The organism is uncultured Streptococcus sp. (genome assembly GCF_963545685.1).
Taxonomy (GTDB): Bacteria; Bacillota; Bacilli; order Lactobacillales; family Streptococcaceae; genus Streptococcus.
The window spans coordinates 19639-33016 of record NZ_CAUUKN010000005.1; the positions used below are offsets into that span (position 1 = coordinate 19639).

The window sequence follows — 13378 nt, forward strand, 5'->3', positions numbered from 1 at the left end:
CTATGGATATAGTTATAAATTTATTGCTGTTCTATTCTAAGATATTGGTAGCATTGTTACTGTTTCAACAGGTTAGTAACCAACCAATCAAACCTTTGTGGTGTATTATTGGTCCATTTTTGTATGTTCTACTCCTCATCATATGTCCTCCTGTTGGGTACTTTGCTTTCTTTTTTATCTTTATTGCTTATAACATATATCAAAATAAGTATGGTAGTAAAACACTTGATATTTTTTATGGCTTGTACCCCGTTATCGTTGAAAGCTTGCTAGGTAGAATGTTAGGATTCTACGTTTTCCCTCTACTAGGAGTCTCAGTCTTCAATGAAGTCAAACTAAGTTGGTATGATATCTTAATTGAATTACTGGTTTTCCCTCTTCATTTACTCATAGTAAAATCTCTTAGGTTAGATTTTAACGAAATAAAAGAAGGTTTCAAGCGTTACTATTTCAAGTATTTATTATTACTGACCAACATCTCTATGTTTGTATATATGCTCTTAGTTTCTATACTTGTTATTTATAGAGACAAATTAGCTGATGCAGATAACTGGAGAGGACATATTAATAACTTTTATATTGTTCTGTTTTTTGTAATGCTACTCTATCTCAATGCAATTTCAAAAGAAAAACTAGAGAAGGAAATTATTGATCAAAAAGATACTCAACTAAATGAACTAGCTATCTATAGCCATCATGTTGAATCACTTTATGAGGAAATTAGAAGTTTCCGTCATGACTACATTAATATTTTGACCAGTCTAAAATTAGGAATTGATAATCAAGATATTGAAGCTATTAAAACTGTTTACAATGGCGTACTTAGAGATAGTGCAAACCAATTCTATGATAGTAAGTTTGATATTGCTAAACTTAGTAATATTAAGAATGATGCTATCAAAAGTATTCTTTCCGCTAAATTACTTGAGGCACAAAATAGGGGAATTTCAATTTCTGTTGAGATTGAAGAACCTGTTAGTAATTTTAGGATAGAATTACTAGATTTCATAACTGTTCTTTCTGTCCTTTGTGATAATGCCATTGAAGCCACCATTAAAGCCACAAGTCCTAGAATGACTGTTGTTTTCATAAATAATGATGATTCATTGGTACTTATCGTTGAAAATAGTATAAAATCAGAAAAAGTGGATGTTAGTCATATTTTTGCTAGGGGGTACTCTAGTAAAGGGGAAGGAAGAGGCCTTGGTTTACATAATGTAAATAGCGTATTGGAAAAATACCCTAAATCTACGATTACCACTCGTAGTGCAAATCATCTCTTTTCTCAAACTATCAGATTTTGTAAGTAAGTCTCAACTTTTAACTTTAACCTCTTTAATCGACTTAGGTTTTGCATTTGAATAGTCTGTTTCTAGTATTTTTTGCTACATAGCTTAATAATTTTTGGGACCACTAGCATAGCTAGTGGTTTTCGTAAGACCAAAATAAGACAGTAACTTCAGAATAGTTACTGTCTTTTTTATTTCATGTTTTTCTTAAAGCCTTGATAGACTTGAAAAGTGGTTTATAAAGACTTCTTAATCATTTATCAATGCCCTACATCTGAATATGAAATATAATAACGTTGCCCATCTTTGACAAAACTATACCAGTTTCCATCAGGTAAAATTTCATATTTATCCCAATCAACATCTCCGGCAGGAAGTGTAGAAACTGCTCCGCTATCTTTATCTGGTGCAGCATATACAGGTGTTTCCTCATCAAGTGTCAATGTTCCAGAAGTTGCTGTCCAAGCACCTCGACCACCTTCAACTCCTCCAACTTGAGAAGCTGGTGTTGTTGCTTCAGCCACTTGCCCACCATCTGTGGTACCTGCTTGAGCTTGTTCTTGAGAAGAAGCTTTAGGTACTACTGCTGAAGCCTGGTTGTCATTTTCTTTACTTGAAACTGCTGAAGATGATGATTGAGCTGCTTTCTTATCCTTCTTAACAGCTTTACTTGAGCTTGAAGATGATTTCTTAACCGTCCTGACTGAGCTACTACTTGAGCTAACACGTGCCGACTCATGACTATTAAACTTAGTCACTAAGAAGATAGCGAGGATAACTACAATAAGAGCTGATAGGATACCAATGAGTTTAGTTGTTGTTTTCATGATTGACGTTCCTTTTCTTATGATTTACAAGATTAGTATAATACAAAGACAACTAAAGTTTCATTGAAGTCATAAACTGTAGTTTTTTCGTCATAAAAGGACAACATCTTCTATTTTTAGCATCTATTTTAAATGATAGTCTTTAAATCGTATTGACAAAGAACAATTAGGATACCTCCCTAAAATCTCTCCAACAGCAGACAAACCTATACCATGTCGCTCCCCTTTACTTTAGTAACTGAGTTTAAAGATATGATATAGAGTATATAGATAGATTCTTGAGAAGTATTTACTCTTTTAGTACTGCTTTCCATACCAGCCTCAAATATATCTAATCTTCCAGTTTATATACGTGTCAATTGACGTATTGATAAAACCTCTTCACAATCACTTAAATATAGATATAAAGGCGAGATTCTCCCAATCTCTTTTTTTATTTCTTTTTTAATTTAGAAAAAAACTTACCTTTGCCAACAGAGAGGTGAATTTTTCCAAATACTTTTGGAAAAAGAGGATGCAATCCTAGCCGTCTGCAAGACCACAATAATAATGACTCTGTCATTATATATATTGTGTTATAAGCAGCGTCAAACTCTGCTGACTGTCTCCATCATCTCCTAAAAAAATCATCATAATCTTTTTTTATTTTCAACTTATCAGACATAATTAATAAATAAAGGAGAAAGGTATGGACAATGCATATACTATTTCAGCTCACTTTGGAAAAAAGATGAGTCGTGATCATAATATTCGTAATCGCAACATAACCAACTCAGAGGATCATATAGACCCAGATGGATATTTTAAAATTATAGAGGATAGGCCCATCAAACAGGCTTATTATAAAATTTTCGGACAGGCTGTTCTTGACTATAATGCGAAACAAACTCGGTCTGATAGACAAATTATAGACTATCATACGAAAGTACTTTCAGCTTATAAGCGTGATCCCAATCGCAATCCTGCAACCAGCCATGAGGCAATTTTTACCATAGGAAATGTTAACCATCATCCCACAATCACTAAATCAGAAAAAATTCTCACAGATTTTTTAAAACAATTCAAAAAAAATAATCCTAATGCCGTCGTGTTCGGTGCCTATTTCCATGCAGATGAACCTGGTTCTGCCCCTCACCTTCATGTTGATTTCATCTTAGTTAAACGACAAAATAAAAGAGGCTTAAGCATTCAAGTCAGCCAAGAAGGTGCTCTCAAAGAAATGGGCTACTACACAACAGGTTCTAAAAAAAATAAGGATTTAGTAACAGCACAGACGAGATGGCAAGCAGCTCAACGCGAACTACTTCGAACAACAGCTAGAAATCATGGATTACAAGTTCAAGAAAGTGGCAAATCTAAAACAATAGCTAACCATCTGGATACTGAGATTTACAAACGAACTACAAAACTTAAAAACTTAGATCAAAAAATTGAGGAGAAAAAGATGTGGGCTGAAAATGCTAAATCTGAAGCAGAGAAAAATAAAAAGGAGCTGTCAGAGATTTTGAGAACTAAACAAGAGTTAGACATTGAAATTCAGATGAAAAAAGCAAATCTTGAAGAGATTACTAAAATTAAAAAGAAAAATAAAGAATTAAGCGAGGAAAATACTTTTTTAAAGAAATCAATTAATATTCTGCAAGAGAGTATCGATCTAGCCGAAAGTTGCTTCAAAACATATTTACTAAAAAATAAAGAGAACCTATGGAATATATTTAAACAAAAACTGTCTGAAACATTTGGTTCTAAAAAATACGAACGTTATAATATTATTCGTCATGATACAGAATTAAATGAAAAACTTGCACAACACGAACGAGATTACTTAGAGGGAGAAAGACGTGATCCACCTCCTACTCAGCTATTTGGATATGATGCTAAAACTGATAATGAATCAGATTTTCATTGTGAAGAATTGACTATTGAAAATGAAAATTTATAAAAAGGTTAGTTCTCGTATTTTTTCTACGACTAATATCAAACATAATATATTTAGAAAAATTGAAAATAAGGAGATAATAAATGATGAATCATGTCAATTCCCAAATAAAAAATAGGAGAAGAAATACAGTTATTGCAAGAGGAAAAATCATAAATATCGAACATAATGAGGATTGCTCTTACTTAAAATTATTTATTCGAAATGGCGCTGGACTAAGACATACTTACTTAACATTTAGATATGATCCAAAAATATTTTATATTAGTAAAAATCAATATGTGATAATTACAGCACATATTGAAAATAAACAAAATAGTTTTGGAGGTGTTGATCAATTTATCATAATTGATTCAATTTCTGAATCGCAAAGTGAACTATCTGAGCACTTTTTTGATAATCAAAAGAAATTAGGATTCTCACATCCCAAATCATACGCAAAATGTTATGTATACGGAAAAGTCATTCATAAATTCGAAAAAAATAATTCTAATTGGATTGAACTTATTGTTAAGGACAATTTTGACTTCACAGTCAAACTCCAATATAGTAAAAAAATGCGAGTATCAGATATAAATTATGATGTAGGAGACAATCTATTCATATATGCTTTAATTATTTCAAGCGAAAAGACAATAAATCAAAAAAAGCGTTCATATTTCAATCTCATAGTAGAGGATATGATAAACAAAACCAATCTAAAATAGAAAAACAAAAAAACTGCCAAAAATAAATTTGGCAGTTTTTTTGGTAGGGAACCTATTAATTCAAACAGTTTCTCATAATCGCTTATCGCAATAAAAAACCGGTATAGTAGGATTCCGCAATTAAATAGCTATATGACTATTATTTAAGAGTAACTGAAGCTCCAGCTTCTTCAAGTTTAGCTTTGATTTCTTCAGCTTCAGCTGCAGCAACACCTTCTTTAATAACTGATGGTGCACCGTCAACGATAGCTTTAGCTTCTTTAAGACCTTCGCCTGTGATTTCACGTACAACTTTGATAACGCCAACTTTTTTGTCGCCTGCAGATGTCAATTCAACGTCGAATGAATCTTTAGCAGCACCAGCGTCAGCAGCACCAGCTGCAGCAACAGCTACAGGAGCAGCTGCAGTTACACCAAATTCTTCTTCGATAGCTTTTACAAGGTCGTTCAATTCAAGGATTGAAGCTTCTTTAATTTCAGCAATAATGTTTTCAATGTTCAATGCCATTGTGATTTCCTCCAAATGTGTTTTTTAATATAATGTTTTAAACGTAGCTTAGGCTACGAGTTGTGAAGATGGGCTTACGCAGCACCGTCTTCTTTGCTTTCTGCAACCGCTTTGACAGCGTATGCAACGTTGCGCACTGGCGCTTGAAGTACAGAAAGGAGCATAGAAAGCATACCTTCTTTGTTTGGAAGTGATGCAAGAGCGTTGATTTCTTCGACTGAAGTGAACGCACCGTCAACAACACCACCTTTGATTTCAAGAGCTTCTGCGTCTTTAGCAAATTCGCTAATAACTTTTGCTGGTGCGATAACATCTTCGTTTGAAAATGCTACTGCAGATGGTCCAACGAAAAGTTCTTTAAGGTCTTCAAGACCTGCTTCTTCAGCTGCACGGCTCAAGATAGAGTTTTTGATAACTTTAAATTCAACGCCTGATTCACGAAGATTACGACGAAGAACTGTATCTTGGTCAACTGTAAGTCCACGAGAGTCAACAACAACGATAGATGCTGCTGCTTTCATTTTCTCAGCGACGATAGCAACCTGTTCAGCTTTCTTAGCAATAATAGCTTCACTCATTAGTAGTTTTACCTCCGTTTTTATTTTTGGGCTAGGCACAAAAAAATCGTACCTAAACCTAGACACGAAAGTACAATACGTTACAAAAAATAGTTACGTTTTGTGCCTCGGTTGGATGTTTACGAGTCTAGCTCCCCAACTGTCTTAGGTCAGTTTTTTCAAACCTCATATATAATACCATGACCTAAATCAGACGTCAAGAAAAAAATACAACTTTTTTTGATTTTTTCTCTATCTTTTTTTGAACACCATAAAACCTCTTAAAATCCAAAGATTTCAAGAGGTCTTTTCTAATCATATCTAAGAGCTTCGATAGGGTCGAGTTTTGAAGCCTTATTAGCTGGCAGGAGGCCAAAAATGATTCCTACGCCTGCTGAGAAGGCTATGCTTCCCATGGCTACGCCAAGAGAGACCGTCGCTTTAAGATCCATTGCACTCCCAATTGGTCCAACTACAAGGGCCGCAAAACCTAGACCAATCAAACCACCCAAGATGGTAAGGACCATCGATTCAATCAAAAACTGAGTCAAGATTTTACGACGTGTGGCGCCTAAAGCTTTTCGAAGACCAATCTCTCGTGTCCGCTCAGTTACCGAAACCAGCATGATATTCATAACACCGATTCCACCAACTAATAATGAAATCCCAGCAATAGCACCGACAACAGTGGTAATGGTTCCAAAGATCGTGTTCACCTGATCTAAGGCTGAACTCATATCTGCCGCCTTGTACTCTCCATTGTCATCTTGGGACAACTGGGTCAAGCGTTTAGCGGCATCCTTTGCGACACTGCTACTATTTTTCACATCGGTCACATGGAAAAAAATCTGACCAATAGCATCAGTATTATTCTCAGCTGCTAACTGGGTATTGGCCACAAGAGCTGTCCCAATTTCACCATAGGCACCAATTGCTGTGTCTTTATTCTTATAAACACCAATCACACGATAATCATTGTTCCCAATAGTAACCACTTGATTAAGGGCATCCTCATTGGTCTCAAAGAGTTTTTTAGCTACCATCTGATCAATGACAATGACGCGCGAAAAGTTTTTGTAATCATTGTCTTGCAAAGAACGTCCTGTCAACATCTCTAACTTTTTAGCTTTAAAGTAGCCCTGGCTGGCACCTGTGATATTAACATTCTTCACAGTCTTTTTTTGGAGGGAGATAGAGGACGTTAGGCTGTTGGTCACAAAATAACTATCGATACCAGGCGTCTGCTTGGCCACTTGCTCTAGCCAAACTTCTTTAACCGGTTTGGTAGGTTGTGCCAAATCTGCATAAGCAGGATCTAGCTCCTCACCCTTGGCTTCATAGTAGACTTGAACAGTATCCTTATCACCGGTCACACTATCGGTAACACTCTGACGCATCCCATTTCCTAGACCCATGATAAGTACTACCGCAGCAACACCAATGATAATTCCCAACATGGTCAAAAAGGACCTCATCTTGTGTGAACGGATAGAACTAAGAGCAAATTTCCAATTTTCCATTCTTACCTCCTAGTCAATCCGAACGCTATCAGTCGTATCCTGGGTAATCTCCCCATCACGGATGACAATCTTACGTCGGGCATAGTCCGCAATCTCTGGCTCATGGGTAACCATAATGATAGTTTTTCCTTCACGATTTAGCTGGGTTAAGAGCTCCATAATCTGCATCCCTGTCTTGGTATCAAGAGCACCCGTAGGCTCGTCCGCCAAAATGATTGCTGGGTCATTAGACAGGGCACGCGCAATAGCCACTCTCTGCTTTTGTCCACCAGAGAGCTCTGATGGTAGGTGATGGCTACGGTCTGACAAACCGACTTTTTCCAAAAATTGTTGTGCCCTTTGTTTGCGTTCACGTGGAGATTTCCCTGCGTAAATCAAGGGAAGCTCTACGTTCTTTTGGGCACTTAACTTTGGCAATAGAAAAAATTGTTGAAAGATAAAGCCAATCTGGTTATTTCGTACCTTAGCTAAGCGATTTTCGGAGAGCTCAGCCACCGCTTCTCCCTCAAGTTGATAAGAACCTGTAGTCGGTTGATCAAGGAGTCCGATAATATTCATGAGAGTTGATTTTCCTGAACCAGAAGGACCCATGATAGCCACAAAGTCACCTTCTTCAACAGATAAATCGATACCCTTGAGTACCTGCAAGGACTCTTGACCATTTTTGAAGGACTTGGTGATGCCTTTTAAAACCATAAGCGCTGGCTTAGTCACTAGACTTCACCTCTTCTCCGCTAGTGTCTTTTGATTTTTTGCTATCAGCATCCGTCACATCCTTTAGGGTCTCGCCGTCCTTAAAGGATTTTTTGGCCTTGGTGATAACCTTTTGACCTTCTTTAAGCCCCAATGCAATTTCTTGTTGCTTGGCATCTGCATTACCAAGTTTGACCTTGACTTGCTTGATTTTCTGAGTCTCATCATCGTAAACCCAGACATAGTTGTCAGAGCCTTTCTTGCTCACAGCCGTTACAGGAACCAACAAGGCATCATCATCCTTTGTCACTTCAAGAGATACATTAAAACCTTGCTTAAGTTTGCCGATAGGACTGGTCAATTGAACCTTATATTCATACTGGGAACCTGACTGACCTGAATTTCCAGATGCCCCCGTTGACTGACTGGCATTTTGCTTAGGATAATTGGAAACATAGCTGACTTTACCTGTCCACGTTTGATCTGGGTATACTTTAGAAGTAATCTTGACCTTTTGACCTACTGAAATATTTGGAATGTCATATTCTGTTAAGGTCCCTTGAATCTCAAATTGGCCTTCACTTGTCACATGAACTAGGGTTTGGCTCTCTTTCGAAGCAGGGTCCACAGAGTCCGCAACTTCTACGACTGTTCCATTAACATCCGAAACAATGACTGTTTGGTTGAGAACATCTTGCGCCTTTTCTAGCTCTGATGCTGCATTAGCAATAGCATCATTATAGTCTTGCAAGGTTTGGTAATTACTTGCCTCAGTTTGCTGACGCTGTTGAGCTGTCACTGCATCTGTCGAATTATCCTCATCCGAATCACTATTTGTTTGCGTTGAAGCCGACGGAGCTGTGCCATACTGTTGGAAATAATTACGGTCCCGAACGGCCTTATTGTAGGCACGACTAGCCGTATCATAGGCTGCTTGAGCTGAGGTACTGTCGTATTGGACCAATTGCTGACCAACACTAACTTCCTCACCAACATAGACTGTCACAGAGGCATTTCGTCCAATAGTATTGTCAAAATAAACGTACTGTTCCGATTCGGCCTTCACCATACCAGTTAGAAGAGTGGACGAGGCCAGTTGCCCCTTTGTTACCTTACTCGCTGTAGGACTTTCTGCCGCCTTATCATCTTGACCCCCTCCTCCAAAAAGGTTAAAGCCTAAAACCAAAAGGACAAGAAAGCCAATTCCTCCAATGATCCAAACTCTTTTTTTATTTTTAAATAACTTTGGACTAATTTTCTTTCGCATAAATCTCTCTTTTCTTTTTTGTACTACATAGATAGAACAATTGTAATACTTTTAAATTTCAGTGTCAATAACCGTCTCTTAAATCCATGAGACCATAGTGCAACTTTTGATTGGGACGAACCTGACGTTCAAAACCAAGTTCCTCAAAAACAGGGTCACGAAAATGCGCCTTGATGATAATTCTTTCTCGGCCAACACGTTTAGCCTCATCGAGCCATTCTCGCGTTAGGCGACTGCCATTGGCCAGAGGTTTGATAGCATGTAGATTTTCTGATTCCTTTATGGTCTCTGAAAACATAGGGTCAGCATAGACGATATCAAAAGAATGATTAGCCTGAGATTTCAAAAAGGATAAACTATCACTCTTTACAGTCTTAATAGACCGCATGGCCTTTTCAAGCCACTTGTCATCTGTCTGGTAAGTTGCCAGACCACGAGAAACCACCTGAAAAATCACTTCTTGACTCTCAAGGGCTGTCACCCTATTTCCCACTGCTGCCATCACTAGACTATCTGAAGCCAGACCCATGGTCGTGTCAAGAATAGACTTGGGAGATTGCCCCAAAAGACTAATTAAGGCATCATGTGGAGCCCTAATGCGAAGGACAGCCGTATCTGGATGAAAGGTCAACTCACTGGCATCTGCATTGACAAAAGACAATCTGTCCTTATATAGAAGATAGAAAGGTCCAAATCGTTCCAGACATTTGGATAAAGACAACTTGCGCCGAGGCTGATAGTCAGCCCCCAGTTGCCTAGCTAATTCTTGGGCACACGCAATTAAGGACTCGTTTTCACGTAAAGATGTCGTAATAATCATGTTTCTAGTATAGCAGAATCTTAGGAAACAAAACCATAGTCTAAGCTTTCATTATTAACTTCTTAGCTTACATTCGTGTAAGAAAAAGAGAGTGGGACAGAAATCGGTAATTCGTTAGAATTCGATTTCGTCGTCCCACCTCCGCACAGTTGAGTAGGGCTGTAAAAGCTGATAAAATCAGCGTAGTAGAGTCCACTCAACCACTGCGTCTTGCTCGACAATCCAAAGACAATTTATAGACTAGGACTTTTGCCCCACTCACTCTCTTTGCCTTTTTATTAACCTTCCCTTAGGTGAGGACGGACGGTAGCGACTCCCTTTGGGATTCCATACCTTAGATTTGAGACTTCCGTCCCAAATCTACCGAGCAGCAGAAACAAATCTGTTTCTGCTGCTTTTCTCACGACGGGAAGTTTCAATAGTAAGCCTTCCGCTTCCTCAAATGCTCTTATGTCTACTATCCCTGTTATAAACCTTATTGCGAAGGGAAATAGTGGAGCAAGCTTCGTTTGCTGGTTTTGATTTTAGTGGTGGCATGATATAATATACTAAGAATAGAGAAAGAGGCATACTTTGAACGAAATCAAGTACCCCAACTGTGGGGAAGTCTTTACAGTCAATGAAAGTCAATACAGCGAGCTCTTGTCCCAAGTACGGACAGCGGAGTTTGACAAGGAAATTCATAAGCGGATTCGGCAAGAGTTGGCTTTAGCTGAGCAAAAAGCCCTTAATGAGCAACAAGAGAAGTTAGCAAAAAAGGACCAAGAAATTGCCCAGTTACAAAATCAGATTCAACAGTTTGATACCGAAAAAGAATTGGCCAAAAAAAGAGGTGGAGCAAACCGCTAGCCAAAGTCTGCTAGAGAAAGAAAAAGAAGTTCAGACACTAGAGAATCAGTTGGCCACCTTGCGCTTGGAACACGAGAACCAATTACAAAAGACTTTGTCTGATCTAGAGAAAGAACGGGATCAGGTCAAAAATCGGCTCCTTCTACAAGAAAAGGAAAATGAACTTTCTCTAGCTTCTGTCAAACAAAACTATGAGGCCCAGCTTAAGGCGGCCAATGAACAAGTTGAGTTCTACAAGAACTTCAAGGCCCAACAATCGACTAAAGCTATAGGGGAAAGTTTAGAGCAGTTTGCGGAGAGCGAGTTCAACAAGGTTCGTAGTTTCGCCTTTCCAAATGCTTATTTTGAAAAGGATAATAAGGTCTCTGCGCGTGGGTCTAAAGGAGACTTTATTTTCCGCGAATGCGATGAAAATGGAGTAGAGATCATCTCTATTAGGTTTGAGATGAAGAATGAAGCCGACGGCACTGAGAAAAAACATAAGAATGCTGATTTCTACAAGGAATTGGACAAGGACCGTCGTGAAAAGAACTGTGAATATGCGGTTTTGGTAAGTATGCTTGAAGCCGATAACGACTACTTTAACACAGGGATTGTCGATGTTAGCCACGAGTATGAGAAGATGTATGTGGTCCGTCCTCAGTTCTTTATCCAAATCATTGGTCTCTTGCGCAATGCGGCTCTCAACTCTCTTAAATACAAGCAGGAATTGGCGCTTGTCCGTGAACAAAATATTGACATTACTCATTTTGAGGAAGACCTAGATGCATTCAAGGTGGCCTTTGCTAAGAACTACAATTCCACTTCTGTTAACTTCGGTAAGGCTATCGACGAAATCGACAAGGCCATCAAACGAATGGAAGAGGTCAAGAAATTCCTAACAACATCTGAAAACCAACTCCGCCTTGCAAACAATAAGTTGGATGATGTTTCCGTTAAAAAATTGACTCGGAAGAATCCAACCATGAAGGCTAAGTTTGACGCCTTGAAGGAAGACTAGGAGGCTCCTATGCAGATACGAAAAGCAACCATGAAAGATGCTGAAGCCTTATTGTCTCTATACGAAGACTTGGGCTATCCAACGACCGCTTCTAAGCTGGCTCGACGTTTAGAAATGATTCTCTCTCAGCCGCATTATGGCTGTCTTTTAGCTGAAAGAAACGGAGAAATTTTAGGTTTCTTAGGTTATGCAAAGCTCTTCTTTTTTGAAGCAGATGGATTTTACTATCGTATTTTAGCTTTGTCAGTTAAAAAAGAAACAAGACGACAAGGAATTGCTAGTAGACTAATCGATGAGTTGAAAAAACAAGCGGTAAAAGAAGGAGTTAAGGCACTGGCTCTAAATAGTGGATTAACTGCTGAACGAAATGCTGCACATCAGTTTTATCAGGCGGTTGGATTTGAAAAAGTGACTGCCGGCTTTGCTTTGCATTTAAAAACTCAACATAAATAAATCATGAAAAAAATAGTATAGGAAACGAAGTAATGTCTTCAACAAAAGGGAAAACCTTATATTTTAACAATAAGAGCATGGACTATGTAACATTTGGTAAAGGTAAGCAACCATTAGTGATCATACCAGGCTTGGGGGATGGGTTGCAGACGGTTAAAGGAAAGGCCCAGCTCTTTTCTCTCTCGTATCGATTACTTGCTAAACATTACAAAATCTATGTTTTTTCTCGGATCAATGAGCTGAGACAGGGCTATACGACACGGGATATGGCAGCCGATGTAGCGGAATCAATGGAAGTATTGAATATTACTAGTGCTGATGTTATGGGGATTTCACAAGGTGGAATGATTGCCCAATGGTTGGCAGTTGATTTCCCTGAGAAGGTTCAAAAGCTCATCCTAGCCGTGACAACAGCTAGACCGAGTCAACTTGCTAGAGAGCGAATTGAACATTGGCAAAAACTCGCTCAATCTGGAAATTTTAGAGACCTCATGCTGGATATCGCCTATCATTCTTATACGCAAGAGAGCTATCCAAAGTGGCGCTTTCTTTCGAACATCATGGGTTGCTTGGGGCGAATCAAAGATGAGAAACGAATTGCTATTCAGTCTCAGTCGTGCCTTGAACACGATAGTCTTGAGGTCTTAAAAGAAATTCAATGCCCGACCTTGGTCCTTGGTGCGCTTGAAGATGATGTGATCGGTGTGAAGGGATTCAAAGAACTGGCAAAAGGGATTTTGGATTGTCAGCTCATTATTCTTAAGCATTCAGGTCATGCTCTGTATGAAGAAAATAAGTCATTTCAAGAGATTGTTTGTGGATTTTTACACTAAAAGAGAGTGGGACAGAAATCGGTAATTCGTTAGAATTCGATTTCGTCGTCCCACCTCCGCACAGTTGAGTAGGGCTGTAAAAGCTGATAAAATCAGCGTAGTAGAGCCCACTCAAC

At 38.4% G+C, this 13378-nt stretch carries 12 protein-coding genes, 1 pseudogene and 1 other annotated feature; of the genes and pseudogenes, 6 read left to right on the forward strand and 7 right to left on the reverse strand.

The genetic code is table 11. From position 1 onward, the window contains the following. The first annotated feature begins 2 nt into the window (after positions 1–2). Positions 3–1310 (forward strand): GHKL domain-containing protein, encoded by a 1308-nt coding sequence (locus tag RWZ99_RS01860; RefSeq protein WP_270537032.1) that lies wholly within the window; start codon positions 3–5, stop codon positions 1308–1310. A 239-nt stretch (positions 1311–1549) separates the two neighbouring features. Here RWZ99_RS01860 and RWZ99_RS01865 read toward each other — a convergent pair whose 3' ends face one another. After that, positions 1550–2116, reverse strand: a complete 567-nt coding sequence (locus RWZ99_RS01865; RefSeq protein WP_314676011.1) for a transcriptional regulator — start codon at positions 2114–2116, stop codon at positions 1550–1552. Between the two features lie 688 nt (positions 2117–2804). Between RWZ99_RS01865 and RWZ99_RS01870 the strand changes: the two genes are divergently transcribed. Both RWZ99_RS01870 and RWZ99_RS01875 read left to right on the forward strand, forming a co-directional pair. Continuing rightward, the gene (locus RWZ99_RS01870) at positions 2805–4058 is read left to right on the forward strand and encodes a hypothetical protein (RefSeq protein ID WP_270537034.1); all 1254 of its coding nucleotides are present in this window, start codon (positions 2805–2807) and stop codon (positions 4056–4058) included. A gap of 80 nt (positions 4059–4138) precedes the next feature. Next, positions 4139–4762 (forward strand): hypothetical protein, encoded by a 624-nt coding sequence (locus RWZ99_RS01875; protein WP_014634043.1) that lies wholly within the window; start codon positions 4139–4141, stop codon positions 4760–4762. Positions 4763–4901: 139 nt separating this feature from the next. Here the strand turns inward: RWZ99_RS01875 and rplL are convergent, their stop codons facing one another. From rplL to RWZ99_RS01905, 6 genes are all read right to left on the reverse strand, one after another. Next, a complete protein-coding gene (gene rplL / locus RWZ99_RS01880) occupies positions 4902–5270 on the reverse strand; it encodes a 50S ribosomal protein L7/L12 (RefSeq protein ID WP_314676012.1) in 369 nt (122 codons plus the stop codon). Positions 5271–5344: 74 nt separating this feature from the next. Beyond that, positions 5345–5848 (reverse strand): 50S ribosomal protein L10, encoded by a 504-nt coding sequence (gene rplJ / locus RWZ99_RS01885; RefSeq protein ID WP_003095623.1) that lies wholly within the window; start codon positions 5846–5848, stop codon positions 5345–5347. A 31-nt stretch (positions 5849–5879) separates the two neighbouring features. Then, positions 5880–6015: a sequence feature (ribosomal protein L10 leader region), on the reverse strand. Positions 6016–6138: 123 nt separating this feature from the next. Next, on the reverse strand, positions 6139–7347 hold the full coding sequence (locus tag RWZ99_RS01890; RefSeq protein ID WP_314676014.1) for an ABC transporter permease: 1209 nt from the start codon (positions 7345–7347) through the stop codon (positions 6139–6141). A gap of 9 nt (positions 7348–7356) precedes the next feature. Beyond that, on the reverse strand, positions 7357–8043 hold the full coding sequence (locus tag RWZ99_RS01895) for an ABC transporter ATP-binding protein (protein ID WP_399555997.1): 687 nt from the start codon (positions 8041–8043) through the stop codon (positions 7357–7359). Between the two features lie 10 nt (positions 8044–8053). Further along, entirely contained in the window at positions 8054–9307 is a 1254-nt protein-coding gene (locus RWZ99_RS01900; protein ID WP_314676017.1) for an efflux RND transporter periplasmic adaptor subunit, read from the reverse strand. A gap of 64 nt (positions 9308–9371) precedes the next feature. Then, complete coding sequence (locus tag RWZ99_RS01905) at positions 9372–10127, reverse strand: class I SAM-dependent methyltransferase (RefSeq protein ID WP_314676019.1); 756 nt, start codon at positions 10125–10127, stop codon at positions 9372–9374. Between the two features lie 573 nt (positions 10128–10700). On the opposite strand from RWZ99_RS01905, the pseudogene RWZ99_RS01910 reads away from it, so the two are divergent. From RWZ99_RS01910 to RWZ99_RS01920, 3 genes and pseudogenes are all read left to right on the forward strand, one after another. Then, positions 10701–11976: pseudogene (locus tag RWZ99_RS01910) on the forward strand (DUF2130 domain-containing protein). Positions 11977–11985: 9 nt separating this feature from the next. Next, complete coding sequence (locus RWZ99_RS01915) at positions 11986–12429, forward strand: GNAT family N-acetyltransferase (protein WP_314676020.1); 444 nt, start codon at positions 11986–11988, stop codon at positions 12427–12429. 32 nt (positions 12430–12461) lie between these two features. After that, positions 12462–13262, forward strand: a complete 801-nt coding sequence (locus RWZ99_RS01920) for an alpha/beta hydrolase (protein ID WP_314676021.1) — start codon at positions 12462–12464, stop codon at positions 13260–13262. Positions 13263–13378: the final 116 nt, after the last annotated feature.

Excerpts from the sequence above, each read along its gene's own strand:
- rplJ (WP_003095623.1), bottom strand. The coding sequence starts at position 5,848 with ATGAGTGAAGCTATTATTGCTAAGAAAGCTGAACAGGTTGCTATCGTC.
- RWZ99_RS01895 (WP_399555997.1), bottom strand. The coding sequence starts at position 8,043 with ATGGTTTTAAAAGGCATCACCAAGTCCTTCAAAAATGGTCAAGAGTCC.
- RWZ99_RS01890 (WP_314676014.1), bottom strand. The coding sequence starts at position 7,347 with ATGGAAAATTGGAAATTTGCTCTTAGTTCTATCCGTTCACACAAGATG.
- RWZ99_RS01920 (WP_314676021.1), top strand. The coding sequence starts at position 12,462 with ATGTCTTCAACAAAAGGGAAAACCTTATATTTTAACAATAAGAGCATG.
- RWZ99_RS01900 (WP_314676017.1), bottom strand. The coding sequence starts at position 9,307 with ATGCGAAAGAAAATTAGTCCAAAGTTATTTAAAAATAAAAAAAGAGTT.
- RWZ99_RS01865 (WP_314676011.1), bottom strand. The coding sequence starts at position 2,116 with ATGAAAACAACAACTAAACTCATTGGTATCCTATCAGCTCTTATTGTA.
- RWZ99_RS01870 (WP_270537034.1), top strand. The coding sequence starts at position 2,805 with ATGGACAATGCATATACTATTTCAGCTCACTTTGGAAAAAAGATGAGT.
- RWZ99_RS01860 (WP_270537032.1), top strand. The coding sequence starts at position 3 with ATGGATATAGTTATAAATTTATTGCTGTTCTATTCTAAGATATTGGTA.
- RWZ99_RS01905 (WP_314676019.1), bottom strand. The coding sequence starts at position 10,127 with ATGATTATTACGACATCTTTACGTGAAAACGAGTCCTTAATTGCGTGT.
- rplL (WP_314676012.1), bottom strand. The coding sequence starts at position 5,270 with ATGGCATTGAACATTGAAAACATTATTGCTGAAATTAAAGAAGCTTCA.
- RWZ99_RS01875 (WP_014634043.1), top strand. The coding sequence starts at position 4,139 with ATGATGAATCATGTCAATTCCCAAATAAAAAATAGGAGAAGAAATACA.
- RWZ99_RS01915 (WP_314676020.1), top strand. The coding sequence starts at position 11,986 with ATGCAGATACGAAAAGCAACCATGAAAGATGCTGAAGCCTTATTGTCT.